19 protein-coding genes are annotated in these 25,702 nt (G+C 73.7%); 4 read left to right on the plus strand and 15 right to left on the minus strand.

Annotated elements, in window-relative coordinates; translation table 11 throughout:
• Positions 1-143: 143 nt before the first annotated feature.
• Complete coding sequence (locus tag IE308_RS14895; RefSeq protein ID WP_190218342.1) at positions 144-3,401, plus strand: SCO5717 family growth-regulating ATPase; 3,258 nt, start codon at positions 144-146, stop codon at positions 3,399-3,401.
• A gap of 81 nt (positions 3,402-3,482) precedes the next feature.
• Here IE308_RS14895 and IE308_RS14900 read toward each other — a convergent pair whose 3' ends face one another.
• From IE308_RS14900 to rimP, 9 genes are all read right to left on the minus strand, one after another.
• The gene (locus IE308_RS14900; protein WP_110631373.1) at positions 3,483-4,442 is read right to left on the minus strand and encodes a bifunctional riboflavin kinase/FAD synthetase; all 960 of its coding nucleotides are present in this window, start codon (positions 4,440-4,442) and stop codon (positions 3,483-3,485) included.
• 131 nt (positions 4,443-4,573) lie between these two features.
• Positions 4,574-8,170 carry a trypsin-like peptidase domain-containing protein gene (locus tag IE308_RS14905; RefSeq protein ID WP_190218343.1) on the minus strand — a complete coding sequence of 1,199 codons (3,597 nt, stop codon included), beginning with the start codon at positions 8,168-8,170 and terminating at the stop codon, positions 4,574-4,576.
• 268 nt (positions 8,171-8,438) lie between these two features.
• On the minus strand, positions 8,439-9,344 hold the full coding sequence (gene truB / locus IE308_RS14910) for a tRNA pseudouridine(55) synthase TruB (RefSeq protein ID WP_190218344.1): 906 nt from the start codon (positions 9,342-9,344) through the stop codon (positions 8,439-8,441).
• Positions 9,341-9,787, minus strand: coding sequence for a 30S ribosome-binding factor RbfA (gene rbfA, locus IE308_RS14915; RefSeq protein WP_190218345.1), 447 nt, complete (start codon positions 9,785-9,787; stop codon positions 9,341-9,343). Before rbfA ends, truB begins: the two co-directional genes overlap by 4 nt.
• 36 nt (positions 9,788-9,823) lie before the next feature.
• Positions 9,824-10,117, minus strand: coding sequence for a DUF503 domain-containing protein (locus IE308_RS14920; RefSeq protein ID WP_110631363.1), 294 nt, complete (start codon positions 10,115-10,117; stop codon positions 9,824-9,826).
• Between the two features lie 153 nt (positions 10,118-10,270).
• Positions 10,271-13,336, minus strand: a complete 3,066-nt coding sequence (gene infB / locus IE308_RS14925; protein WP_110631360.1) for a translation initiation factor IF-2 — start codon at positions 13,334-13,336, stop codon at positions 10,271-10,273.
• A 151-nt stretch (positions 13,337-13,487) separates the two neighbouring features.
• Positions 13,488-13,784, minus strand: coding sequence for a YlxR family protein (locus tag IE308_RS14930; protein ID WP_190218346.1), 297 nt, complete (start codon positions 13,782-13,784; stop codon positions 13,488-13,490).
• Positions 13,785-13,886: 102 nt separating this feature from the next.
• On the minus strand, positions 13,887-14,945 hold the full coding sequence (nusA, locus tag IE308_RS14935) for a transcription termination factor NusA (protein ID WP_190218347.1): 1,059 nt from the start codon (positions 14,943-14,945) through the stop codon (positions 13,887-13,889).
• Positions 14,946-14,947: 2 nt separating this feature from the next.
• Positions 14,948-15,454, minus strand: a complete 507-nt coding sequence (gene rimP / locus IE308_RS14940) for a ribosome maturation factor RimP (protein ID WP_190218348.1) — start codon at positions 15,452-15,454, stop codon at positions 14,948-14,950.
• A gap of 251 nt (positions 15,455-15,705) precedes the next feature.
• Here rimP and IE308_RS14945 point away from each other — a divergent pair, with 251 nt between their 5' ends.
• The 3 genes from IE308_RS14945 to IE308_RS14955 are packed head-to-tail and all read left to right on the plus strand — an operon-like array spanning position 15,706 to position 17,826.
• Positions 15,706-16,386 (plus strand): hypothetical protein, encoded by a 681-nt coding sequence (locus IE308_RS14945; RefSeq protein ID WP_190218349.1) that lies wholly within the window; start codon positions 15,706-15,708, stop codon positions 16,384-16,386.
• Positions 16,383-16,841 carry a ferritin-like domain-containing protein gene (locus IE308_RS14950; protein ID WP_190218350.1) on the plus strand — a complete coding sequence of 153 codons (459 nt, stop codon included), beginning with the start codon at positions 16,383-16,385 and terminating at the stop codon, positions 16,839-16,841. The genes IE308_RS14945 and IE308_RS14950 overlap by 4 nt, the downstream gene beginning before the upstream one ends.
• A gap of 31 nt (positions 16,842-16,872) precedes the next feature.
• Positions 16,873-17,826, plus strand: a complete 954-nt coding sequence (locus IE308_RS14955; protein ID WP_190218351.1) for an aminoglycoside phosphotransferase family protein — start codon at positions 16,873-16,875, stop codon at positions 17,824-17,826.
• A 495-nt stretch (positions 17,827-18,321) separates the two neighbouring features.
• Here the strand turns inward: IE308_RS14955 and IE308_RS14960 are convergent, their stop codons facing one another.
• From IE308_RS14960 to dxr, 6 genes are all read right to left on the minus strand, one after another.
• Positions 18,322-20,022, minus strand: a complete 1,701-nt coding sequence (locus tag IE308_RS14960) for a proline--tRNA ligase (RefSeq protein WP_190218352.1) — start codon at positions 20,020-20,022, stop codon at positions 18,322-18,324.
• Between the two features lie 73 nt (positions 20,023-20,095).
• Positions 20,096-20,626: a GNAT family N-acetyltransferase gene (locus IE308_RS14965; RefSeq protein ID WP_110631331.1), complete on the minus strand. Its 531-nt coding sequence runs from the start codon at positions 20,624-20,626 to the stop codon at positions 20,096-20,098.
• A gap of 20 nt (positions 20,627-20,646) precedes the next feature.
• The gene (locus IE308_RS14970) at positions 20,647-21,495 is read right to left on the minus strand and encodes a GNAT family N-acetyltransferase (protein ID WP_110631328.1); all 849 of its coding nucleotides are present in this window, start codon (positions 21,493-21,495) and stop codon (positions 20,647-20,649) included.
• A gap of 169 nt (positions 21,496-21,664) precedes the next feature.
• Complete coding sequence (gene ispG, locus IE308_RS14975; protein ID WP_110631325.1) at positions 21,665-22,822, minus strand: flavodoxin-dependent (E)-4-hydroxy-3-methylbut-2-enyl-diphosphate synthase; 1,158 nt, start codon at positions 22,820-22,822, stop codon at positions 21,665-21,667.
• A 172-nt stretch (positions 22,823-22,994) separates the two neighbouring features.
• Positions 22,995-24,299: a M50 family metallopeptidase gene (locus IE308_RS14980; RefSeq protein WP_190218353.1), complete on the minus strand. Its 1,305-nt coding sequence runs from the start codon at positions 24,297-24,299 to the stop codon at positions 22,995-22,997.
• The gene (gene dxr, locus IE308_RS14985; RefSeq protein ID WP_110631320.1) at positions 24,296-25,552 is read right to left on the minus strand and encodes a 1-deoxy-D-xylulose-5-phosphate reductoisomerase; all 1,257 of its coding nucleotides are present in this window, start codon (positions 25,550-25,552) and stop codon (positions 24,296-24,298) included. Before dxr ends, IE308_RS14980 begins: the two co-directional genes overlap by 4 nt.
• Between the last annotated feature and the right edge of the window lie 150 nt (positions 25,553-25,702).

A 25,702-nucleotide genomic window follows, 5' to 3' on the forward strand; every position in this document is an offset into this window, starting at 1 on the left:
CTGCGCGAGTACTCGCGAGCGGGGTGTGCGCGCTCTGCGACGACAGGGTCCAGGGCACCGGGGGAACAGCCCGGCGAATCGTACGACAGGAACGGTCGTCCCCCAGCACGGCATGAGGGTGTTCGACCACACCAGGAGGAACTGTGAACAGCGATCGGGACGGTATCCGCGGGGGCTGGGACACACCCGACGACGACCAGACCGACGCGGAGTCCGCCATCGAGATGACGGGCGAGTTCACGATCGACTACGCGCCGCCCGCCTGGTACACGCAGAACGCCTCCGGCCCGGCGCCGGCGGCCCCCGCTCCCGTGCCGCCCGCGGCGCCCGGTCCCGCCTCGCCGCCTCCGCCGGTGGGCCCGCCGGTCGCCGTACCGGACCTGCCGCCGGGCAGCGGCTTCCAGCCGGCGTGGGCGCCGACGCCGTCGGAGGGCGCGGGGTATCCGGCGGCCGGCACGTACGGCGGCGCTGCCGCGCCTTCGCCCGAGGGGTACCCCGGCGCTCCGGCGCAGGCCGCCGACGGCGCGTTCCCCGCCGCGCCCGCGCCCGCACCTGCGCCAGCTCCCGTGGCCTCGCCGGAGGCCGCCGCGCCGCTCGCGCCCGAGGCGTCGGAGGTGGACGAGTCCGCCAACGGCGACCTGGTCAGCGGTGCGACGATGCGTATCTCGGCGTCGGCGCTGAAGCGGGAGATCACCGAGCGCGCGGCCGCCGCGACGGCCGCCCTCGACCCCTCGGCGCCGGACGCCGAGGAGGCCACCGGTACGCCGGAGCAGACGACGGCCGAGGAGGGCGCGGGGGCCGCGGAGGCCGCGGAGGCCACCGGGTCGGGCGAGCCGGAGGATCCGGCTTCCGGTGACGTCGCCGGCACGGCCACCGCGGACGAGGCGTCCGAGGGCGAGACCGCCGCGCCCGAGGGCGACAGTGCTGAGGGCGCGGACGCCTCCAAGGGGGAAGCGGACGGCGAAACGACGTCCGAGTCCGGCTCCGCCGAGGCTGAGCATGAGGGCGAGGGCACCACCGACGACGGCACCGCGGAGGCCGGCTCCGCCGAGGACGCTCCCGACGCCGGCGACAGCACGGACGCCCCGCAGACCGCCGAGGACACCGCCTCCGAGGCCCCCGCGGCGGACGCCCCGCAGGGCAGCGAGCCGGAGCAGGGCGACGCCCAGCAGGCCGCCGCCGCGGGCCCCGACGGCGCCCCCGCGTGGACTCCGCCGCCGGCGCCGCAGGACGGTGTGCCGCCGCTGCCGCCGTCGTACCAGCCCGCCGCCCCGGCCCCGGCCGCCCACTGGCCGGCCCAGCCGCAGCAGGGCCATCCGGCGGCCGCCGAGGCGGCCCAGGCGCACGGCCCGGCGCAGAGCCAGGTCCCCGGCCAGCCACTGCCGCAGGGCCAGGTCCCCGGCCAGCCGCTGCCGCAGGCCCAGGTCCCGGGCCAGCCGCAGCCGCCCTTCCCCGGACAGCCGCAGCCCCACCCCCAGGTCCCGGGCCAGGCCCAGCCGCCCGGCGTCCCGTTCCCCCAGGCCGACGCCGCCGCGCCCGCGCAACCGCAGGTGCCCCAGCAGCACATGCCGCAGCAGCCGTTCCAGCCGCAGGCACCGCAGCCGGCCCCCGCCGCCTGGCACAACGCCCCGGCCGCCCCGCCCTCGGGGTACGCCTACCCGCAGCCCGGCAGCGAGCAGGCCCCGCCCGCGCCCACGGCTCCCCAGCCCCTGGCACAGCCACAGCCGCAGCCGCAGCCCGGCGGATACGGCTTCCCGCAGCCCGGCAGCGAGCAGGCCGCGGCCGCCCCCACGGCACCGCAGCCCCCGGCACAGCCACAGCCGCAGCCGCAGCCGCAGCCCGGCGGTTACGGCTTCCCGCCCACCGGCACGCCCGGCCAGCCGCAGCCCGGCGGGTACGGCTTCCCGCCCCAGCCGGCGCAGCAGCAGGCCGCACAGCAGCCCCCCGTCGGCGCCCCCGGCGCCCCCGGCGCTCCCGGGGGCCCCGGTGCGCCCGGTGCTCCCGTTCCCCCCGTCGACCCGCGGACCGGCGCGGCCTGGCCGCAGCCCCTGCAGCACGACCAGCGGCAGCCCGTCAACCCCGGTGCGGCGCCGCTCGGTTACACCGCGGCCGTCGAGCTGTCCTCCGACCGTCTGCTCAACAACAAGAGGCAGAAGGCGAAGAGCAGCCGCCCCGCCGCGGGCGGCGGCCGGTTCAAGCTCGGCGGCAAGAAGGAGGAGGCCGAGCGGCAGCGCAAGCTCGACCTGATCCGCACGCCCGTGCTGTCCTGCTACCGCATCGCCGTGATCAGCCTCAAGGGCGGCGTCGGCAAGACCACGACGACCACCGCGCTCGGCTCCACGCTCGCCACCGAGCGGCAGGACAAGATCCTCGCCATCGACGCCAACCCGGACGCCGGCACGCTCGGCCGCCGGGTGCGCCGCGAGACCGGGGCGACCATCCGCGACCTGGTCCAGGCGATCCCGTACCTCAACTCGTACATGGACATCCGGCGGTTCACCTCGCAGGCCCCCTCCGGCCTGGAGATCATCGCCAACGACGTCGACCCGGCCGTCTCGACGACCTTCAACGACGAGGACTACCGGCGGGCCATCGACGTCCTCGGGCAGCAGTACCCGATCATCCTCACCGACTCGGGCACCGGCCTGCTCTACAGCGCCATGCGCGGTGTGCTGGACCTGGCCGACCAGCTCATCATCATCTCGACGCCGTCCGTGGACGGTGCCTCCAGCGCCAGTACGACGCTGGACTGGCTCTCGGCCCACGGGTACCAGGACCTGGTCTCCCGGTCCATCACGGTCATCTCCGGGGTCCGCGAGACCGGCAAGATGATCAAGGTCGAGGACATCGTGGCGCACTTCGAGACCCGGTGCCGGGGCGTCATCGTCGTACCGTTCGACGAGCACCTGGCCGCCGGTGCGGAGGTCGACCTCGACATGATGCGGCCGAAGGTGCGGGAGGCGTACTTCAACCTCGCCGCGATGGTCGCCGAGGACTTCGTCCGGCACCAGCAGATGCACGGCCTGTGGACCAGCGACGGCAACCCGCCGCCGGTGGCAGCCCCGCCGATGCCGGGCCAGCCACTGCCGGGCCAGCCGGTGCCGGGCGCGCCGGTGCCCGGGCAGCCCATGCCGGGACAGCCGTACCCGGGCCAGCCTCAGCAGCAGGCCTACCCGCAGCAGCCGTATCCGCAGCAGGCCGCGCACCCGGGGCAGCAGCCGTACGGCCAGCCGGGGCAGCAGCCCGCCCACCCCGGGCAGCCCTATCCGCAGCAGGCCCCTCAGCCCGGCCAGCCGCCGCAGCAGCAGCCCCAGCCGGGCTACCCCGCCGGCTACGGCTATCCGCAGCCCGGTCAGCCCGGCCCGCAGCCCCCGGCCCAGCCGCAGCCGCCGCAACAGTAACCGCGGACGCGGGACGCGGACACACAGAAGGGCGGCCGGTGCCCACCAGGCACCGGCCGCCCTTCGTCGTCGCAGCCTCCGCTACCGGCCTTCCGCCTCCGCCTCGGCCACCAGCTCACGGCACCGCTTCACGTCCTCGGCCATCTGCTCCAGCAGCGCGTCCAGCGTGTCGAACCTGGCCTGCCCCCGCACGAAGGCGAGGAAGTCGACGGCGACGTGCAGGCCGTACAGGTCAAGACCCACCCGGTCGATGGCGTACGCCTCCACCGTGCGCTCGGTGCCGTCGAACTGCGGGTTGGTGCCGACGGAGATGGCGGCCGGCATCGCCTCGCCGGCCGCGTGCAGCCAGCCCGCGTACACGCCGTCGGCCGGGATCGCGGTGTGCGGCAGCGTCTCGACGTTCGCGGTGGGGAAGCCCAGTTCGCGCCCGCGCTGGGCGCCGCGCACGACCACGCCCTCGACGCGGTGCGGCCGGCCGAGGATCTCGGCGGCGCCGGCCACGTCGCCCTCGGCGACCAGGCGCCGGGTCAGCGTGGAGGAGAACGGCTCGCCGCCGCCCGCCTCACCGGTGAGGTACAGGTCGACGACCTCCACCTCGAAGTCGTACACCTTGCCCTGCTCGGTGAGGAACTCCACGTTGCCCGCGGCCTTGTGGCCGAAGCGGAAGTTGGGGCCCTCGACGACGGCCTTGGCGTGCAGCTTGTCGACCAGGACCTTCACCACGAAGTCGGCCGGCGACAGCTTCGAGAACTCCGCCGTGAACGGCAGGATCAGCACCGCGTCCACGCCCAGCTCCGCCATCAGCTCGCAGCGGCGGTGGTGCGGGGCGAGCAGCGGCGGGTGGCTGCCGGGGCGGACGACCTCGCTGGGGTGCGGGTCGAAGGTGACGACGACCGCCGGCACGCCCAGCTGCCGGGCGCGGTCCACGGCATGCCGGATGATCAGCTGGTGGCCGCGGTGGACTCCGTCGTAAGAGCCGATGGTGACGACGCTGCGCCCCCAGTCCTGGGGGATGTCCTCCAAGCCACGCCAGCGCTGCACTGTGACCGCTCCTCGAACCCGTGTCGGTACTTACCGTTGACCACTTACGCAGGTCTAAGGGTGCCATGCCGCGCGCCTGTGCCCGGCATCGGCATCGGTCCTGTGACGGGGCGCACGTGCGGCCAGGCCGTTCAGGCCGGTACGCGGACGCCCGCCAGGTTCTCGATCGTGCGGCGAGCGCCCGGTCCGACCAGGGCCGCCCACTCCGCCGGGGTCCCGGCCAGCCAGCCCGCGACGCGCGCGGCGAAGCCGGGGACGTGACGGGCGAGGTCGACCAGGCCGTGGTCGAACCGGGCGGCGCCCTCCGGTGTGCGGGCCAGCTGCAGGCCGGTGCGGTGCAGCAGATCGCGCAGCTCGTCCCCGCTGGTGCTGTAGACGGCGGCGTGCAGCAGGGCGGCGAGGACGCCGGGGTCCCGCTCGTGGGCGAGCAGGAGGTCGCGCAGCTCGCGGCGCAGGGGGCCGGAGGCGGGGGCGCCGGGCGCGGCGAGGACGGCGGCGAGGGCGGCCCGTACCCGCTCGGGCCCGCCGACCAGCAGGCCGGTGACCAGCGGGAGGAGGTCGGCGCGGGCGCCGGGGCCCTGGTCGAGGCGGGTGTCGACGTACGCGGCGACGTCCTCGGCCGCGTCCGGGCGCAGGGCGGCGGCCTCGCGGACCAGCTCGGCGATCCGGCGGGCCGGACCGGGCTCGGTGACCTCGGCGAGGGCGCGCAGCGCCGCCCCCGCGGCCGGTCCGGCAAGCCGGGTGCGGAAGGCGTCGAGGACGGCGTCGGCGTGCGTGGCCAGGGCGGTGAGCAGGGCGTCCGGCGGGAGCTGGGGGTCTCCGGCGGCGAACCGGCGCAGCGCCTGGGGGAGGTGGCGGGCGCGGGTCGCCGGATCGCGGACGAGGAGGGCGAGCGCGCCGCCGTGCAGGTCGGTGTCGGCGGGGCGGGCGAGCAGGGCGAGGGCGGCGTAGCGCAGCAGTTCACGGTCGGCCTCGGTGCGCACGTGCGGCGCGGCGCGCAGTCCGTACGTCACCGCCGCCGCCCGCCGGTCGGGCCGCTCGTCGCGCGCCCACCGGTCCACGGCCCGGCACAGCGCCGCCGGCTCGTCCTCGGCGAGCACGGTGAGCAGTTCCCCGGCGCGCGGGTGGGCGCGGTCGACGAGAAGCTCGGTGAGGTCGTCCAGGGCACGGTGCCGGTGGGTGTGCAGCAGGGCCTGCGCGGCGGTGGCGACCGTGGCGTGCGGCGTCGCGGGCAGCGGCCGCTCGTCATCGAACCAGGCCAGGAGATACGGCTGTACGGCGGCGGGGTCGGTGGCGAGCAGCCGGGCCGTACTGTCCAGGTAGCGGGGTGCGCCGCCGTCGTGCGGGGCGGTGTCGGCGAGGACGAGGCGGCGCAGCAGGTCGAAGCGGTCGGCGGCGCGCAGCCGCAGCCCGGTCCAGAAGGCGGGGCCGAAACGGCCCGGCGGCAGCGTCCGGCCGGCGATCCGGTCGGCGAGGTCGCGCAGCACGCCGAGGTACGGCGTGGCGTCCGGCACCCGGCTGAGGACCTCGGTGAGCAGCCGGGCCGCCCACCAGGAGTCTGGGTCGGCGTCCAGGGTCTCGGTCAGCTCGTCGAGGCGCAGGGTGAGCCGCCGGGTGCCGTGCTGCCGGGCGATCAGCAGCAGGGCCTGCACGACGGGGCCGATGCGGTGGTGCGGGACGGGCAGCGGGTGCGCCTCGTGCGGGCGGCGGTGGACGAGGGCGCGCAGGGCCTCGTCGAGGTCGAGGTGCATGCCCTGGAGCCAGTCGGCCAGCTCCTCGTGGGCGAAGCGGTAGCCGCCGCCGGCGGGGACGAGCAGGCCCTCGGTGAGGACGGCCGAGGCCCAGCCGGTGCCGCCGCCGAGCCGGTCCGGGGCGGGCCCCCAGGGGAACACCGCTTCGAAGGCCTCGCGGTCCAGCTCTCCCTGTCCGGGCCCGAGGCTGCGCCGGGCGGCCTCGTGGACCTGCCCGGCGACCTTGGCGGCGAGCCGGCGTACGGCGGTGCCGCGCAGCCCGTTGCCCGCGGCGAGCCGCACGGCGACGCGCAGGCACAGCAGGTCGAGGTGGGCGGCGAACACGTCGTGCCGGTCGGCACGGACGCGGGGCGCCTCCGGCAGCGCGGCGCGCACCTCGGCGAACAGGCGCAGCGCGAGCGGGTGGCGGGCGTCGGACGCTGCGAGGGCGCCCTCGGGGATGCCGTACCGCTGCCGGGCCAGGCGGGCCTCTTGCTCGCCGAGGTCGCCGAGGCGGACGTGGGGCGGCAGCGTGTCGTCGCCCTCGCCGTCGAGCCCGGCGTGCAGCAGCTCGCGCGGGAACCGTGCCCCGGCCCCCTCCCAGTACTCGTCCCGGCAGGCCACCACGAGCCGCGCCCCCGTCTGCCGCAGCCACTCCGCCGTCCCCGCGGTCCACTCCCCCAGCCGATGCGCCAGCACCGGCGGCATCTCCTCGGGCCCGTCCAGCAGCAGCAGGAGGGGCCGCCCGGCGGCACGGGCGAGCCGAGCAGGCCGCCCGGGATCGAAGCCGTCGGGGGTGTCGGGGGTACCCGTAGCGGCCGTCTGGCGGTGCTGCGGGCCGGGGGCCGGTGGGTGGCAGGGGTCGGCGGGGTGGGAACCGTGCGCGACCGGGGCGACGGCACCGGCCCCGCGATCGGCTGCCCCCGCAGGGCGACCGCCGGCCTCGGCCAGGTCGCCGGGCCAGGCCACGTCCGCCCCTCGGGACGCTGCCACGATGCGGGCCGCCCGGGTCAGGGCCCTGCGGGCCGCGTCCGCGATACCGGTGTCGCCCTCGCGGAGGTCGGCGCCGCGCAGCCACAGGGTGGGCGCCGGCTGCGGGTCCCGGCCGCGCCGGGCGGCGAGCGCCGCGAGTTCCGTCGTACGGCCGCAGCCGGGCGGGCCGACGAGGGCGAGGACGGCGGCGTCCCCGGCGTCGAACGCGGCGAACTCCCGCGCGATGGCGTCCCGTTCGACCGGCTCGACGTCGGTGCCGCCTCCCGCGGGCGGGCCGTCCTGGCCGACGGAGGTGGCGGTGAGCTCCAGGATCCCGGCCAGGTTGAGGTCGGCTCCGTAGGCGGGCACGGTCGCGGCGTTGCGGGCGAGCAGCTCGGCGAGCGGGCCGCCGTCGGCGGGGCGCAGCGGGACGGCGAAGCCGGCGGCGGCGTGTCCGGCCGTCAGCGCCGTGGCGACGACCCCGACGACGGCGCCGGTTACGGCGTCCAGGACCGGTCCCCCGGCCGCGCCGCCGCCGAGGCGCAGCGCGTCGCGGCCCGCGGTGCCGATGGCCAGTTCCAGCGCGTCGTCGAGGCGGTGGCGGCGGTCGGTGGCCGTGTAGGTGGCGCCGGTCGTGCCCAGCACCCGGGCCTCGCGCCAGCAGCCGGCCGGGACGCGGACGTAAATGCCGGCGTCGACCCGGTCCCGCACGGTGAGCGGCAGCGGTTCCAGCCCCAGTCCCTCGGTGCGGATCAGGGCGAGCCCGCGGTGCGGCAGCGGGGTGACGGCGTCGGCGGTGACGGCCCGGTCGCGGCCGTCGGCGGTGCGCAGGACCAGCCGGGGCAGGCCGTCGACGGCCTCGTGGGCGGTGACGAGGGTGCCGAGGTGGTCGGCGAGGAAGCCGACGCCGCGGGGGCGTCCGGCGAGGTCGGTGACATGGACGAGAAGGGTGTCCGGGAGCCGGGTCCCGTCGACCGTCTGCCCGTCGACCGTCTGCCCGTCGTCCCGCGGGCCCCGTCCCGCCATGGCCGTCCCTCCCCGCCCCGCATGTGCCCTGGGCCTGTGCCCCTGCCTGTGCTCTCGACGGTAGGCAGGCGGTGATCGGCGGGACAGATCGCGTGACGAACGCGCCCCCTTGTGCTCCCCCGCTTCACTCCGAGCGCCCGCCCGGACGGGTGACGGGACGGGGAGGTCTGGATACACCCTAGGGGTGGGGGAACCGAGGGGGGACCGTGGAGCGGCGGGCAGTGGATGCCCCGTGTTCGCCGCTCCACGGGCGGACCGTACGGGCGCCTCAGCCGAAGACGGCCAGGCTCTTGGCCTTGCCCTTGTGCGCCTCGACGAGCGCGAGGAGGCGGTTCTCCGGGCCGAAGACGGCCACGGGTCCGGCGTCGGCGTACTCCTCGGGCATGTCCAGGCGGACGCCGTTCAGCAGCAGCCGGGCGCGGCGGGCGTCGACCTCCCAGGGCCGGAAGGCGGCCCCGGCGGCCTCGGCGATCGGCATGATCGTCAGCTCCTGCTGGAGCTGGTCCAGCGTCTTCGCGGCGTCCAGCTTGTACGGCCCCACCCGGGTCCGGCGCAGCGCCGTGAGGTGGCCGCCGACCCCGAGGTCGGCGCCCAGGTCGCGGGCGAGGGCGCGGATGTAGGTGCCGGAGGAGCAGACGACGGAGACGACCAGGTCGAGGACGGGGGTGCCGTCCTCGGCGACGGCGTCCCGGACGTCGTGAACCGCGAAGGAGGAGACCCTGACCGGCCGGGCCGGGATGTCGAACTCCTCGCCCTCGCGGGCCCGCTTGTACGACCGTACGCCGTTGATCTTGATGGCGCTGACCTTGGACGGCACCTGCATGATGTCGCCGGTCAGCTTGGCGATGCCGGTGTCGATGGCCTCGCGGGTCACCTTGGAGGCGTCGGTGGAGGAGGTGATCTCCCCCTCGGCGTCGTCCGTGAGCGTGTTCTGCCCGAGGCGGACGGTGCCGAGGTACTCCTTCTCGGTCAGCGCGAGATGGCCGAGGAGCTTGGTGGCCTTCTCCACGCCGAGCACGAGCACGCCGGTCGCCATCGGGTCGAGGGTGCCGGCGTGGCCGACGCGGCGGGTGCGCGCGATGCCGCGCATCTTCGCGACGACGTCGTGCGAAGTGAAGCCCGACGGCTTGTCGACGATGACGAGGCCGTCGGGCGGGGTGGGCCTGGAACTCATTCGGCGCTGTCGTCCTCGTCCTCGTCCGGCTTGCGGTACGGGTCCGCCTCACCGGCGTAGGTGGCGCCGGCGGAGACCTCGCGCACCTTCTCGTCGGAGGCCCGCGCCTTGTCGAGGAGTTCCTCGATGGTCCGGGCGGTGTCGGGCAGGGCGTCGGCCACGAACGTCAGCGTGGGCGTGAACTTCACGCCGGCCGCTGCGCCGACCGCGGAGCGGAGCACGCCCTTGGCGCTCTCCAGACCGGCGGCCGCGGCCGCCCGCTCCTCGTCGTCCCCGTACACCGTGTAGAAGACGGTCGCCTCCCGCAGGTCACCGGTGACCCGGGTGTCCGTGATGGTGACGTGTGAGCCGAGCCGCGGGTCCTTGATCCCACGCTGCAGCTTCTGGGCCACCACCTCTCGGATGAGGTCCGCCAGCCTCTTGGCCCGCGCGTTGTCGGCCACTGGTCGTCTCCCGTTCTTCCTGTTCGTGTTCGTAAATCAGTCGTCGTCGCCGTGGAAGCGCCGCCGTACGGACAGCAGCTCCACCTCGGGGCGGCCGGCGACCAGCCGTTCGCACCGGTCCAGTACGTCGGTGAGGTGCCCCGCGTCGCCGGAGACCATCGCCAGGCCGATGCCGGCCCTGCGGTGCAGATCCAGATGGTCGACCTCCGCCGCGCTCACGGCGTACTTGCGCTGGAGCTCGGCCACGATCGGGCGGACGACGGAGCGCTTCTCCTTCAGTGACCGTACGTCACCGAGCAGAAGGTCGAAGGACAGCGTCCCCACATACATAGGTGTCCGGATGACCCGCCGGTACGGGATTGATGGGCCCGCCGGCAATCGGCGGGAACATCAGAAACCGTACAACGAACGGCCGGGGCCGATCGACGGAAATTACTCTCCGTCGACCGGCCCCGGACCGGACCGTCCCGGAAGGGCGGGCGGTTACGCCCGCGGCTTCTCGCGCATCTCGTACGTCGCGATGACGTCGTCGACCTTGATGTCGTTGAAGTTTCCGAGGTTGATACCACCCTCGTAGCCTTCGCGGATCTCGGTGACGTCGTCCTTGAAGCGACGCAGACCCTCGATGTTGAGGTTCTCCGCGATGACCTTGCCGTCGCGGATGAGGCGCGCCTTGGTGTTGCGGCGGACCTCGCCGGAGCGGATGAGCACACCCGCGATGTTGCCCAGCTTGGACGAGCGGAAGACCTCGCGGATCTCCGCCGTGCCGAGCTCGACCTCCTCGTACTCCGGCTTGAGCATGCCCTTGAGGGCCGCCTCGATCTCCTCGATCGCCTGGTAGATGACCGAGTAGTACCGGACGTCCACGCCCTCGCGCTCGGCCATCTGCGCCGCGCGGCCGGCCGCGCGGACGTTGAAGCCGATCACGATGGCGTCGGAGCCCATCGCCAGGTCGATGTCGGACTCCGTGACCGCACCGACGCCGCGGTGCAGGACGCGGATGTCGACCTCTTCGCCGACGTCCAGCTGGAGCAGGGAGGACTCCAGGGCCTCGACGGAACCAGAAGCGTCACCCTTGATGATCAGGTTCAGCTGCTGGACCTCGCCGGCCTTGAGCACCTTGTCCAGGTCCTCCAGCGAGACACGGCGCGTGCGCTTGGCGAAGGCCGCGTTGCGCTCGCGGGCGGCGCGCTTCTCGGCGATCTGGCGGGCCGTACGGTCCTCCTCGACCACGAGGAAGTTGTCGCCCGCACCCGGGACGTTGGTCAGGCCCAGGACCTGGACCGGCGTCGACGGGCCGGCCTCGGCGACGTTGTTGCCGTTGTCGTCGAGCATGGCGCGCACGCGACCGTAGGCGTCGCCCACGACCATCGTGTCGCCGACCCGCAGGGTGCCTCGCTGGACGAGGACCGTCGCCACGGCACCACGGCCGCGGTCGAGACGGGACTCGATCGAGATGCCCTGCGCGTCCTGGTTCGGGTTGGCCCGCAGGTCGAGCGAGGCGTCGGCCGTGAGGATCACGGCCTCCAGCAGCGAGTCGATGTGCAGACCCTGCTTGGCGGAGATGTCGACGAACATGGTGTCGCCGCCGTACTCCTCGGCCACCAGGCCGTACTCGGTCAGCTGACCGCGCACCTTGGTCGGGTCGGCACCCTCGACGTCGATCTTGTTGACCGCGACCACGATCGGCACGTCGGCCGCCTTGGCGTGGTTGAGCGCCTCGACCGTCTGCGGCATGACGCCGTCGTTGGCCGCGACGACCAGGATCGCGATGTCGGTCGACTTCGCACCACGGGCACGCATGGCGGTGAACGCCTCGTGACCCGGGGTGTCGATGAAGGTGATCTTGCGCTCTTCGTCGTTGACCTCGGTCGAGACCTGGTAGGCACCGATGTGCTGGGTGATGCCGCCGGCCTCGCCCGCGATGACGTTGGTCTTGCGGATGGCGTCGAGCAGGCGGGTCTTACCGTGGTCGACGTGACCCATGACGGTGACGACCGGCGGGCGGACCACCAGGTCCTCCTCGTCGCCCTCGTCCTCGCCGAACTCGATGTCGAAGGACTCGAGAAGCTCGCGGTCCTCCTCCTCCGGGCTGACGATCTGAACCGTGTAGTTCATCTCGTCGGCGAGGAGCTGCAGGGTCTCGTCGGAGACGGACTGCGTCGCGGTGACCATCTCGCCGAGGTTCATCATGACCGCGACGAGCGACGCCGGGTTGGCGTTGATCTTCTCCGCGAAGTCGGTGAGCGACGCGCCGCGGGAGAGACGGATGGTCTCGCCGTTGCCGCGCGGCAGCATCACGCCGCCGACGCTCGGGGCCTGCATGGCCTCGTACTCCTGGCGCCTCTGCCGCTTCGACTTGCGGCCACGACGCGCGGGACCGCCGGGACGGCCGAAGGCGCCCTGCGTGCCACCGCGGCCACCGGGACCGCCGGGACGGCCGCCGAAGCCGGGACGGCCACCGCCGCCACCGGGACCACCGGGACGACCGGCGAAACCGCCGCCACCGCCGCCACCGGGACCGCCGGGACGACCGGCGAAGCCGCCGCCACCGCCGCCACCGGGACGACCGGCGAAGCCGCCGCCGCCCGGACGACCGCCGCCACCGCCGGGACGACCCGCACCGCCCGGACCACGGCCGCCGGGGCCGCCACCGGGACGCGGGCCGGCAGCGGGACGCTGCGGCATCATGCCGGGGTTGGGACGCGGGCCGCCGGGACGCGGACCGCCGGGACCCGCACCCTGCGGACGCGGCATCGAGCCCGGGGTCGGACGCGCGCCGCCCGGAGCCTGCGGACGAGGACCGCCGCCCTGGGCGCCGGGCGCCTGCGGACGGGGACCGCCGGGGGCACCGGGGCCGCCGGGACGCGGAGCGCCCTGCGGGCGGGGAGCCTGCGGGCGCGCCATGCCGGCGTTGCCGCCGGAGGTGAAGGGGTTGTTGCCCGGACGCGGACCGGCCGGACGGGCGCCCGGACGCGGCGCGGCGCCACCGGGACGCGCACCGCCCTGGGCGGCGGCGGGACGCTGGCCACGCTCGCCCTGCTGGCCCTGACCGGGCGCGGCGGGACGGGAACCCGGCTTGGGCGCGCCGGGACGCGGACCACCGGGCTTCGGCGCGTTCTGCGCGGCGGGAGCCGGGGCGGACGGCGGAGCGGTGAACTCCGGGGCCGCCGGGGCCGGACGCGGCGCGGGCTTGGGACCCGGCACCGGACGCGGGCCGGGAGCCGGCGCGGGCGCCGACGGGGCCGCGGGCTGCTGGGCAGCCGCGGGCTTGGGTGCGGCCGGCGGCTTGGGAGCGGCCGGACGAGCCGCCTGCGCCGGGGAGGGCGCGGGGGCGGGCTTGGGGGACGCCTTGCGCGGGGCGGGCTTGCCGGCGGACTTGCCGTTGCCACCGCCCTGGAAGGCGTCGGTCAGCTTGCGTACTACGGGTGCTTCGATCGTCGAAGACGCCGAACGAACAAATTCACCGAGTTCCTGGAGCTTGGCCATGACGACCTTGCTCTCCACACCGAACTCCTTGGCGAGTTCGTATACCCGGACCTTAGCCACTTCGCTCCTTTGAGGTCCGGGTTGCGGCCGGACCGTCGCTAGTTCATGGGCGTACTCATCGCGTACTCATCGAGTGCTCATCGCAATCTCGACCTGCTTTCGACTCGCGAGGTACCTACACCGCACGGGGTTCCGTGCGGTACGTCTTTCCTTACCGTGTTGCCTGCTCGGCAACTGTTGTCCGCTCGACGTACTGGCGCAACGCCTTTGTGTCGAGCGCTCCCGGGACGCGCAGTGCCCTCGTGAACGCCCGGCGGCGCACCGCCTGGTCGAGACAGACCTGGGCGGGGTGGAGGTATGCACCCCGGCCGGGCAGCGTACCGCGTGGATCAGGGACGCACTCGTCCTTGATCGCCACGATCCGCAGCAGATCCGTCTTGGCCGCCCGTTCCCGGCACCCCACACAGGTGCGTTCTGGGCATGCTCGGGCCCGTGTCCGGCCAGACACCGTTAAGTCTACCTCCCCGTACGCGCCTCACCCCTTTGGGGCAGGTACCGAACACCTGGCGCGTACAAACCTGTCGTGATCTCAGCGCCTCGCGGCCGGGATCTATTCCCCGCCGCGCTGACCGGTGCGCTGTCCGGCCTGCTCGCCCGTGCGCTGTCCGCCGTGCTGGCCGCTCTGCGGCTGGGTCTGCTCGGTGTCCGGGCGGATGTCGATCCGCCAGCCGGTGAGCCGGGCCGCCAGCCGGGCGTTCTGCCCTTCCTTGCCGATGGCCAGGGAGAGCTGGTAGTCGGGCACGGTCACCCGGGCGGACCGGGTCGCCAGGTCGACGACCTCGACCTTGCTCACCCGAGCGGGTGACAGGGCGTTCGCCACCATCTCCGCCGGGTCGTCCGACCAGTCGACGATGTCGATCTTCTCGCCGTTCAGCTCGCCCATGACATTGCGCACCCGGCCGCCCATCGGACCGATGCAGGCGCCCTTGGCGTTCAGACCCGAACGGGTGGACCGCACGGCGATCTTCGTACGGTGACCGGCCTCACGTGCGATCGCGGCGATCTCGACGGACCCGTCGGCGATCTCCGGGACCTCCAGCGCGAAGAGCTTCTTCACCAGGTTGGGGTGGGTGCGGGAGAGCGTGACCGACGGTCCGCGCACACCCTTCGCCACCCGGACGACGTACGACCGCAGCCGCATGCCGTGCGGGTACGTCTCACCCGGCACCTGCTCCTGCACCGGCAGGATGGCCTCCAGCTTGCCGATGTCCACCAGCACGTTCTTCGGGTCGCGGCCCTGCTGGACCACACCGGTGACGATGTCGCCCTCACGTCCGGCGTACTCGCCGAGCGTCGCGTCGTCCTCGGCGTCGCGCAGCCGCTGCAGGATGACCTGCTTGGCGGTGGTGGCGGCGATACGGCCGAATCCGGACGGGGTGTCGTCGAACTCGCGGGGCTCCTGGCCCTCCTCGAGGTCCTCCGGGTCCTCCTTCGCCCACACGGTCACATGCCCGGTCTCCCGGTTGAGCTCCACGCGCGCGTGGCGGCGGCTTCCCTCGGTGCGGTGGTAGGCGATGAGGAGGGCCGATTCGATCGCCTCGACCAGCAGATCGAAGGAGATTTCCTTCTCCCGTACCAAGCCCCGCAGGGCGCTCATGTCGATGTCCACGGCTACGCCTCCTCCGCTTCCTCTTCGTGCTTGTCCTTGCGGCTGAATTCGACCTGTACGCGCGCCTTCTCGATCTCGCCGAAGGCGACTCTGCGCGCGGTGGCCTTGCGTCCCTTGACCCCGGGCACTTCCAGGTCGAGTCCCTCGTCGTCGACCTCGATGATCCGGGCGACCAGGTCACCGCCCTCGCTCAGCTGGAACTTCACCAGCCGGCCGGTGGCGCGGACGTAGTGCCGGTGCTCGGTGAGGAGGCGTTCCGCGCCCGGGGTGCCGACCTCAAGGGTGTACTCCCCCTCGCCCATCGCGTCCGTCTCGTCGAGCTTCGCCGAGAGCGCGCGGCTCACATCGGCGATCTGGTCCAGGTCGGCCCCGGTGTCGGAGTCGACGACGACGCGGAGCACACGCTTGCGTCCGACGGAGTCCACGGCGATCTCTTCGAGATCCAGGCCCTGGGAGGTGACGAGCGGTTCCAGCAGGTCTCGCAGCCTCTCGCTCTGGGTGGTGCTCATCCGGGTGACTCCTCGGCCGCGTGTGCTGTTGTGGGATGGTCGCGTGTCTGGTCAAAGGGTATCCGGTCGAGAGGGGTGTTGCCGTCCACCTGTGTACGGAGGGTGGTGGGGGGTCGCTGGGGGTGGCTTCGGGTGGTGGGTGTCGTGGCACAAGTGCCGGTGAGTGGCCTTGCGGCGGGGCGCGGGTACCGTGATCACGGACCCTGCGGTCCGCCGTCCCCCTCCGTACGAGTTCCCCGAGGACGTCTGCCGTGCCGTTCCCTCCCCCGCCGCGCATCCCCTCCGGGCCGCGCAGAAGAACCCTGCTCGCCTCGGCCGCGGGCGCCGTGCTGCTCGCCGGCTGTTCCGACGCCGCGGAGGACTCCGGCGGCAGTACGGGCGGCAGCCCCTCGCTCAGCGAGCGCACGCGCGCGCGTGCGGCTCTCGACAGCCGGGGGCTCGTGGAGCGCTACGACGCCGTCCTCGCCGCCCGGCCCGCGCTGGCGGGGCGGCTGGCGCCGTTGCGGGCGGAGGTGGTGCGGCATGTGGAGGCGTTCGGGGGGCGGGTGCCGAGACCGACGGGGAGTGTCGGGTCGGGGGGTGCGTCGTTGGCCGCCGGGTCTGCAGGGCCGTCTGCTTCTCCGGCTGGTTCTCCTGCTGGTTCTCCTGCTGCTTCTCCGGCAGGTTCTCCTGCTGGTTCTCCGGCTGGTTCTCCGGCTGGTTCTCCTGCTGGTTCTCCTGCTGGTTCTCCGGTTGCCTCGCCGTCTGCCTCAGCCTCCGCGCCCGGTGACGACAAGTCCGCGCTCGTCTCCCTCGCCGCCGCCGAGAAGGAGCTGGCCGACCGGCGTACGACGGCGTTGGTCGACGTGGACGGGGAGCTGGCCCGGCTGCTGGCCTCCGTGGCGGCGGCCGGCGCGGTGCACGCGTATCTGCTGACGGAGGCGGCGAAATGAGCGGGAGCAAGGTCCGGGAGCTGGAGGCGCTGCAGGCCGCGCTGGCCGCGGAGCATGCCGCGGTGTACGGGTACGGCGTCGTCGGCGGCCGGATCGACGGCGGGCGGCGCGCCGAGGCGCGGGCCGCGTACGACGCCCACCGGGCGCGCCGGGACGTCCTCACTCGGGAGGTGCGTGACCTGGGAGGCGTGCCGGTGGCCGCCGCGCCGGGGTACGCGCTGCCGTTCCCGGTGCCGGACGCGGGAGCGGCCGTACGGCTCGCCGCGGAGCTGGAGGAACGCGTCGCCGGGGTCTACTCCGACCTCGTGCGGGCCTCGGCCGGGGAGCGGCGGCGGGAGGCCGCGGGCGTCCTGCGGGAGGCGGCGGTGCGGGCGGTGCGGTGGCGGGGGGAGAGCGTAGCCTTCCCTGGGCTTGCGGAGCGGGCCGCTGCCGGTGCGGCTACGCCGTCGGCTTAGCGCGGACACACAGAAGGGGATCGACTCGCGTATGGCTTTCGAACCGCCGCAGCGTCTGGTCAGGGCGCTCGGTGAGACGGCACCCGAGGGTGACGCCTGGCTGGAGCACCTGCCGGAGGCGGCGGACCGGGCGGTGGCGCTACGCGAGTTGACCGTGGAGCGGGTGCAGGTGCCGGGGGGCCGGAGCAGCCTGGTGCTGCTCGTGCGGCGGGCGGACGGTACGCCCGCCGTGCTGAAGCTCGCGCCGCCTCGGGCGCGTCCGGAGGCGGAGCGGGCGGCGCTGGCGCACTGGGGTGGCCGGGGGGCCGTGCAGTTGCTGGAGGCGGACGCGGGCGCGGGCGCGGGTGCGGGTGCGGGTGCCGGCGAGGGTGCGGGTGCGGGCGAGGGTGCGGGTGCGCTGCTGCTCGAACGGCTGCATCCGGATGTGTCGGTGCGGTCGCTGCCGGAGGCGAAGGCGCTGCTGGAGGCGGCGGGGACGTTGCGGCGGCTGTGGGTGGAGCCGCCCGCGGACTTCGCGTTCGAGACGGTCGCGGCCCGGACCGGGCGGCAGGCCGATGCGATGCGGGCGAGCGCCGAACGGGATCCCGAGGTGGCGCCGCTGGTGGGGGAGGCGCTGGGGGCGCGTGAGGCGCTGGTGGCGGACGCGCCGGAGGCGCGGTTGCTGCACGGGACGTTCCGGCAGAGCAAGGTGCTGGCCGGGGAACGGATGCCGTGGCTGGCGGTGGGGCCGGATCCGGTGGTCGGGGAGTGCGCGTTCGACCTGGCGCGGTTGGTGCGGGACCGGGTGGAGGACCTGATCGCGTCGCCGTCGGGGGCGGCCACGACGCGGCGGCGGGTGAAGCGGCTGGCGGAGTCGCTGGACGTGGATCAGGAGCGGTTGCGGGGGTGGACGCTGTTCCGGGCGGTGGAGTCCGGGGTGCGGGCGCGGCGGGTGGGGCGGGTGCGGGACGCGGAGCTGTTGCTGGAGTTCGCGGGCTGGCTGTGAGCTGTTTGTCTGCGGGCCGGTGGTCGGCTGGTCGCGCAGTTCCCCGCGCCCCTATATGCCTGCGGCGGCCCGTTTCTGTCCGTGGGTGGTTGCTGTAGCGCCTACGGCAGGTGGGTGGGTCGGGGCCGCGCCGGGGGGTATCCGTCCTCGGTGCGCCGCTGCGTCGGTCAAATCCGCACCGCCACTTTCCGCCGCCCGCTGCGGGCGGACACCCCCCGACACGTCCCCTTCCCGCCGTACGCGTCTACCGGCCGCCCTGACTGCGGCAGGTCCGCCCCGCCGGGGTAGCGGGCAGCCGGCGCCGCCTCGCGACTTACCTGCGGGCACCCGCACCGCTGGGCCGGCGCCCACCCAGCAGCGGCCGCCAGTCCACTTAGCTGCGGGCAGTCGTGCCGCTGGGGCGGCACGGGTGGGCGCAGCGGCACCCCGCAAGCGCCGGGCTGCGCCACCCACCCCCGGCCCACCCCAGCGGCGGGTGCGTTGCTGCTGGCGGTGTCAGGACGTGAGGCGGGACAGGGCCTCTGCCACCGGGAGTTCCTCGCGGGCGCCCGTGCGGCGGTTCTTCAGTTCGACCACGCCCTCCGCCGCGCGGCGGCCCGCGACCAGGATCCACGGGACGCCGATCAGTTCCGCGTCGGTGAACTTCACGCCCGGGGAGACGCCGGGACGGTCGTCGACGAGGACGCGGACGCCCGCCGCGGCGAGCTTGTCGGAGACGTCGAGGGCGAGTTCGGTCTGGAGGGCCTTGCCGGCGGCGACGACGTGGACGTCGGCGGGCGCGACCTCGGCCGGCCAGCACAGGCCCTTGTCGTCGGCGGTCTGCTCGGCGAGGGCCGCGACCGCGCGGGAGACGCCGACGCCGTAGGAGCCCATGGTGACGCGGACCGGCTTGCCGTTCTGGCCGAGGACGTCGAGCTTGAGGGCGTCGGCGTACTTGCGGCCCAGCTGGAAGATGTGGCCGATCTCGATGGCGCGGTCCAGCTTCAGACCGGTGCCGCACTTGGGGCAGGGGTCGCCCTCCTGGACGACCACGACGTCGACGTACTCGTCCACCTCGAAGTCGCGGCCCGCGACGACGTTCTTCGCGTGGGTGTCCTGCTTGTTCGCGCCGGTGATCCAGGCGGTGCCGGGGGCGATCCGCGGGTCGGCGATGTACTTCACCTTGGCCAGGCCCTGCGGGCCGACGTAGCCGCGGACCAGGTCGGGGCGGGCCGCGAAGTCCGCTTCGGTGACCATCTCGACCGTGGCGGGCGCGAAGTGGGCCTCGACCTTGTCCAGGTCGACCTCGCGGTCGCCGGGCACGCCCACGGCGACGATCTCGCCGTCCACCTTGACCAGGAGGTTCTTCAGCGTGGCGGAGGCCGGGACGCCGAGGGAGGCGGCGAGGGTCTCGATGGTGGGGGTGTCGGGGGTGGGGATGTCCTCGGCGGCGGGTACGGCGGAGGCGTCGACCGGGGTGAGGGCGTACGTGATCGCCTCGGTGTTGGCCGCGAAGTCGCAGTTCGGGCAGTCGGCGAAGGTGTCCTCGCCGGCCTCGGCGGGGGCGAGGAACTCCTCCGACTTGGAGCCGCCCATCGCGCCGGCCGTGGCCGCGCAGATGCGGTAGTCCAGGCCGAGGCGCGCGAAGATCTTCTGGTAGGCCTCGCGGTGCAGGGCGTAGGACCGGGCCAGGCCGTCGTCCTCGAGGTCGAAGGAGTAGGAGTCCTTCATCAGGAACTCGCGGCCGCGCAGGATGCCGGCGCGGGGGCGGGCCTCGTCGCGGTACTTGTGCTGGATCTGGTAGAGGATCACGGGCAGGTCCTTGTAGGACGTGCACTGGTCCTTCACCAGCAGGGTGAAGATCTCCTCGTGGGTGGGGCCGAGGAGGTAGTCGCCGCCCTTGCGGTCCTTCAGGCGGAAGAGTTCCTGGCCGTACTCGTCCCAGCGGCCCGTGGCGTCGTACGGCTCGCGGGGCAGCAGGGCGGGCAGCAGGACTTCCTGGGCGCCGATCGCGTCCATCTCCTCGCGGACGATGCGCTCCACGTTGGCGAGGACCCGCTTGCCCAGCGGCAGCCAGGACCAGATGCCGGCGGCGGTGCGGCGGACGTAACCGGCGCGGACGAGGAGCTTGTGGCTGAGGACCTCGGCGTCCGCCGGGTCGTCGCGCAACGTCTTCGCCATCAACTGGGACATGCGCTGGACCTGTGCGTTCGCCATGGTTCTCGTACTCCTGCTGCGTAAGGGTGATGGCAAGGAGGTTAGCCGGGCGGCGGGCGTGGCCGGAAATCGGTTACCGGCGGCGCAGCGGGAGGGGGGCGCCCATGACGGCGTACGGCTTCGGGGCGCTCGGGAAGAGGACCTGGCGGGCCAGGTCGTCGTAGCCGAGGGAGCGGTACAGGGCGCGGGCGGGGCTCTCGGTGTCGATCGCGGAGAGGATCGAGCGGGGCTCGGTGGCGGAGTCTGTGATGGTGGTGATCAGGGTGCGGCCGATGCCGCGGTTCTGGTGGTCGGGGTGGACGTGCAGCTCGGTGATGACGAAGGAGTCGTCGAGCCAGTGGTCCAGGCCGCGGGCCCGCAGGTACGGCTCGACGACGGTGGACCACCAGTGGGTGCGGTCGTTGGGCATGCCGTAGACGAAGCCGACGAGCCGGTCGCCGACGGTGGCGCCGAGCGCCCGGGCCCCGGGGTACGTCATGTGGCGCTGGACGATCTGTCGGCGTACGGCGACCTCGTCGGCGCCGAGTCCGAAGGCGACCGCCTGGACGGCCAGGGCCTCGTCGACGTGGGCGGACAGGTCCAGGGGGCCGATCTCTACGTCCATGCGGGGAGCGTACCCGCGGGTCAGAAGAGGACGCTCATGAAGGCGCCGATCTCCTGGAAGCCGACGCGCTGGTACGTCCGGCGGGCCGGGGTGTTGTAGTCGTTCACGTACAGGCTCGCGACGGGGGCGACGTCGGTGAGGGCGTAGCGCAGGACGGCTGCCATGCCGGGGGCGGCGAGGCCCTGGCCGCGGTACTCGGGGGCGACCCAGACGCCCTGGATCTGGCAGGCCCGGGCGGTGGCGGCGCCGATCTCGGCCTTGAACATGACCCGGCCCTGGTCGTCGAGGCGGGCGAAGGCGCGGCCGGAGCCGACGAGTTCGGCGACGCGGGCCTGGTAGAGCAGGCCGCCGTCGCCGGCCAGCGGGGAGACGCCGACCTCCTCGGTGAACATCGCCACGCACGCCGGCATGATCGTCTCCAGCTCGTCCTTGCGGACGCGGCGGACGTAGGGGTCGGGGGCGATGCCGTCGGGCATGCGGTCGGTGACCATGAGCGGCTGGTGGGCGCGGATGTCGCGGGCCGGGCCCCAGTGGGGTTCGAGCAGCCGCCACAGCGCGGCGGTGGACTCGGCGGGGCCGACGATGGAGGAGCAGCGGCGGCCGGCCCGGCGGGCGCGGTCGGCGAAGGCGCGGACGGCGCGCGGTCCGGCGCAGATGGGGACGAGGTTGGCGCCCGCGTAGCACAGGGAGGTCAGCATGCCGTCCTCGTACCAGCCCCACATCTCGCCGCCGAGGCGCCACGGGTCGAGGCCGGCGACCTGCACCCGGGCGGTCACGAAGGCGTTGGCGACCGGGTCGCGGTCGAGGACGGCGAGTGCGGCGTCCAGGTCGCTCGGTTCGAGGACCCGGGAGGTGGTCTGGGTCAACACGCGCGGGGCCTCACACACTGGGGTCTGCTGATCTCCGCACTGTACCTGCCGAATTTGTGCCGCGTCGCCCCGTGGGTGAGTGCCGGCCGGTGGGCCGGGCGTCCGGTGCCGGTCCGTGGGGTGGGGGTGCGGTGGGCGGCCGGCCGTCGTCGGCCGCCCGTGGGGGGTGTCAGCCCGCCACCGACACCGAGGGCTCGCCGGAGGCGACGCCGTCGGCCTCCATCTGCTCGGCGAGCTTCATCGCCTCCTCGATGAGGGTCTCGACGATCTTGGACTCGGGGACGGTCTTGATGACCTCGCCCTTGACGAAGATCTGGCCCTTGCCGTTGCCGGAGGCGACGCCGAGGTCGGCCTCGCGGGCCTCGCCCGGGCCGTTCACCACGCAGCCCATCACCGCGACGCGGAGGGGGACCTCCATGCCGGTGAGGCCGGCGGTGACCTCTTCGGCGAGCTTGTAGACGTCGACCTGGGCGCGGCCGCAGGACGGGCAGGAGACGATCTCCAGGCCGCGCTGGCGCAGGCCGAGGGACTGCAGGATCTGGAGGCCGACCTTGACCTCCTCGACGGGCGGGGCGGAGAGGGAGACGCGGATGGTGTCGCCGATGCCCTGGGAGAGCAGCGCGCCGAAGGCGACCGCGGACTTGATCGTGCCCTGGAAGGCCGGGCCCGCCTCGGTCACGCCGAGGTGGAGGGGGTAGTCGCACTGGGCGGCGAGCTGGCGGTAGGCCTCGATCATCACGACGGGGTCGTTGTGCTTGACCGAGATCTTGATGTCGCGGAAGTCGTGCTCCTCGAAGAGGGACGCCTCCCACAGCGCCGACTCGACCAGCGCCTCCGGGGTCGCCTTGCCGTACTTCTCCAGCAGGCGCCGGTCCAGGGAGCCGGCGTTGACGCCGATGCGGATCGGGGTGCCGTGGTCCTTGGCGGCCTTGGCGATCTCCTTGACCTGGTCGTCGAACTTCTTGATGTTGCCGGGGTTGACGCGGACGGCGGCGCAGCCGGCCTCGATGGCGGCGAAGACGTACTTCGGCTGGAAGTGGATGTCGGCGATGACCGGGATCTGCGACTTGCGGGCGATCGTCGCGAGGGCGTCGGCGTCGTCCTGCGTGGGGCAGGCGACGCGGACGATCTGGCAGCCGGACGCGGTGAGTTCGGCGATCTGCTGGAGCGTGGCGCCGATGTCCGACGTACGGGTCGTGGTCATCGACTGGACCGACACGGGCGCGTCGCCGCCGACCGCCACGGATCCGACCTGGATCTGCCGGCTCTTCCGGCGCTCGGCGAGCTTGGTCGGAACGGACGGCATGCCGAGAGAAATCGCAGTCATCTGCTGTGCAACCCCAAGTCGTGGATCAAGGTCCGGTCCCGTCAGCGGCGGGCTCCGGGTTTCGAGATTACGGCACGGGCGATCGGCCGGGCACATCCCACCGGCAAACCCACCCGATGGGACGGTGCCCGGGCGCCCCTCAGGGTGCCCGGGCATCGTGAACGCCGTGCGGCTAGGAGATTCTCACCGGGTTGACGACGTCCGCGATCAGGACGAGGACGGTGAAGCAGATGAAGATGCCCGCCACCACGTAGGCCACCGGCATCAGCTTCGCCACGTCGAACGGGCCCGGGTCCGGGCGGCGCAGGACGCGGGCCACGTTGCGGCGCAGCGACTCCCACAGGGCGCCCGCGATGTGGCCGCCGTCGAGCGGGAGCAGCGGCAGCATGTTGAACAGGAACAGGGAGAGGTTGAAGCCGGCGACGAGGAAGACCGCCATGGCCAGCTGCTGGCTGGCGGGGATGTCCAGCGTGAAGATCTCGCCGCCGACGCGGGCGGCGCCGACCACGCCCATCGGGGAGTCGGGGGCGCGGGGCGCGCCGTTGAAGGCGGCGTCCCACAGGGCGGGGATCTTGGCGGGCAGGGCGACGAGGGAGTCGACGGCGTCCCCGACGCGGTCGGTCATCCAGGTGACGGACTCGCCGAAGTCCTGCTTGACGACGCCGGTGGCGGCGCTGAAGCCGAGGAAGCCGGCCTTGACGTACTCACCCTGGACGTAGGCGCCGCCGGCGTCCTTCTTGACCAGCATGTTGGTGGCGATCTTGGCGTGCAGGGTCAGTTCCTGGCCCTTGCGGTCGACGACGATCGTCACGTCCTTGCCGGCGCTGTCGCGGATCAGGTCGGACAGGGTGTTCCAGTCGTCGGTGCGGCGGCCGTCGAAGGCGACGATCTTGTCGCCGGCCTTCATGCCGGCGGCCGCGGCCGGGGAGGGCGGGTCGGACTTCTTGCAGGTGTCGCGGTTCTCGCTCTGCGCGATGACGCACGGGGAGATGGAGCTGACGGTGGTGGTCTGCTGCTGGATGCCGAAGCCCATGAGGACCGTGAGGAACAGGCCGATGGCCAGGATCAGGTTCATGAACGGGCCCGCGAACATCACGATGACCCGCTTCCACGGCTTGCGCGTGTAGAACAGGCGGGTCTCGTCGCCCGGCTGGAGCTCCTCGAAGGCGGCCGAGCGGGCGTCCTCGATCATGCCGCGCCAGGGCGAGGTGGAGCGCGCCTGGATACGGCCGTCGTCGCCGGGCGGGAACATGCCGATCATGCGGATGTAGCCGCCGAGCGGGATGGCCTTGACGCCGTACTCCGTCTCGCCCTTCTTGCGCGACCAGATGGTCGGGCCGAAGCCCACCATGTACTGGGGCACGCGGATGCCGAAGAGCTTGGCGGTGGACAGATGCCCCAGCTCGTGCCAGGCGATCGAGACGAGCAGGCCGACCGCGAAGACGACTATGCCGAGGATCATCATCAGGGTCGTCATGCACGGGCCTCCGCCGTCTTCGCCGTCAGTTCCCTGGCCCGGGCCCTCGCCCAGGTCTCCGCTTCGAGGACGTCCGGCACGGTCAGTGAAGTTCCCGTACGCGGCGTGCCGTGTTCCTCGACCACGCGGGTGACGGTCTCCATGATTCCGTTGAAGGGCAGGGTGCCGTTCAGGAACGCCTCCACGCACTCCTCGTTGGCCGCATTGAACACCGCCGGGGCGGTGCCCGCGAGCTCACCGACGTGCCGGGCGAGGTTCACCGACGGGAAGGCCTCGTTGTCCAGCGGGAAGAACTCCCAGGTGGAGGCCTTGCTCCAGTCGAACGCGGGGGCCGCGTCGGGGACGCGTTCGGGCCAGCCCAGGCCGATGGCGATCGGCCCGCGCATGTCGGGGGGCGTCGCCTGCGCCATCGTCGATCCGTCCGTGAACTCCACCATCGAGTGGACATACGACTGCGGGTGCACGACGACCTCAATGCGGTCGAAGGGAATGTCGTAGAGGAGGTGCGCCTCGATGACCTCCAGGCCCTTGTTGACGAGGGTCGCGGAGTTGACCGTGATCACCGGGCCCATGGCCCAGGTGGGGTGGGCGAGGGCGTCCTCGACGGTGACGTTCGCCAGCTCGTCCCTGGTGCGGCCGCGGAAGGGGCCGCCGGAGGCGGTGACGACGAGCTTGCGGACGTCGGCGCGGGTGCCGGCGGCGAGCGCCTGGAAGAGGGCGGCGTGCTCGGAGTCGACGGGGATGATCTGCCCGGGCTTGGCGAGCGCCTTGACCAGCGGGCCGCCGACGATGAGCGACTCCTTGTTGGCGAGGGCGAGGGTGCGGCCCGCCTCCAGGGCGGCGAGGGTCGGCGCGAGGCCGATGGAGCCGGTGATGCCGTTGAGCACGGTGTGGCAGGCGGAGGCGGCGACCTGGGTGGCCGCGTCGGGGCCGGCGAGGATCTCGGGAAGGGGTTCGCCGGGGCCGTACTCGGCGGCGAGGGCCTCGCGCAGCGCCGGTACGGCGTCCTCGCGGGCGACCGCCACGGTCCGCACCCGCAGCCTGCGGGCCTGCTCGGCGAGGAGGGCGATCCGGCCGCCGTTGGCGGAGAGCGCGGTGACCCGGAAGCGGTCCGGGTTGCGCAGGACGAGGTCGATGGCCTGGGTGCCGATCGACCCCGTGGAGCCGAGGATCACCACGTCCTTCGGGCCGTCGCCCGTGACCGGGTCGTAGACGAGGTGGGGGTCGGCGAGGGGTGCGGGACTGTCGGTCATTGCTCCATTGTGGCCGCATGCGCGGGTGCGGCGGGCAGGGTGTCCCCCTCGTGGGTCGCGTGACGTGCGTCGGCCGACGGGCGTGTGCCGGTGCGGGCGCGGGAGATCACCCCATCGGGTGAAGGCGCCGGGCCCCGGGCGGAGGGGCGC

This window comes from Streptomyces griseosporeus (genome assembly GCF_014656055.1).
Classification (GTDB): Bacteria; Actinomycetota; Actinomycetes; order Streptomycetales; family Streptomycetaceae; genus Streptomyces; species Streptomyces griseosporeus.

Excerpts from the sequence above, each read along its gene's own strand:
- IE308_RS14905 (WP_190218343.1), bottom strand. The coding sequence starts at position 8,170 with ATGGCGGGACGGGGCCCGCGGGACGACGGGCAGACGGTCGACGGGCAG.
- truB (WP_190218344.1), bottom strand. The coding sequence starts at position 9,344 with ATGAGTTCCAGGCCCACCCCGCCCGACGGCCTCGTCATCGTCGACAAG.
- IE308_RS14920 (WP_110631363.1), bottom strand. The coding sequence starts at position 10,117 with ATGTATGTGGGGACGCTGTCCTTCGACCTTCTGCTCGGTGACGTACGG.
- rimP (WP_190218348.1), bottom strand. The coding sequence starts at position 15,454 with ATGAGCACCACCCAGAGCGAGAGGCTGCGAGACCTGCTGGAACCGCTC.
- IE308_RS14950 (WP_190218350.1), top strand. The coding sequence starts at position 16,383 with ATGAGCGGGAGCAAGGTCCGGGAGCTGGAGGCGCTGCAGGCCGCGCTG.
- IE308_RS14955 (WP_190218351.1), top strand. The coding sequence starts at position 16,873 with ATGGCTTTCGAACCGCCGCAGCGTCTGGTCAGGGCGCTCGGTGAGACG.
- IE308_RS14960 (WP_190218352.1), bottom strand. The coding sequence starts at position 20,022 with ATGGCGAACGCACAGGTCCAGCGCATGTCCCAGTTGATGGCGAAGACG.
- IE308_RS14965 (WP_110631331.1), bottom strand. The coding sequence starts at position 20,626 with ATGGACGTAGAGATCGGCCCCCTGGACCTGTCCGCCCACGTCGACGAG.
- ispG (WP_110631325.1), bottom strand. The coding sequence starts at position 22,822 with ATGACTGCGATTTCTCTCGGCATGCCGTCCGTTCCGACCAAGCTCGCC.
- IE308_RS14980 (WP_190218353.1), bottom strand. The coding sequence starts at position 24,299 with ATGACGACCCTGATGATGATCCTCGGCATAGTCGTCTTCGCGGTCGGC.
- dxr (WP_110631320.1), bottom strand. The coding sequence starts at position 25,552 with ATGACCGACAGTCCCGCACCCCTCGCCGACCCCCACCTCGTCTACGAC.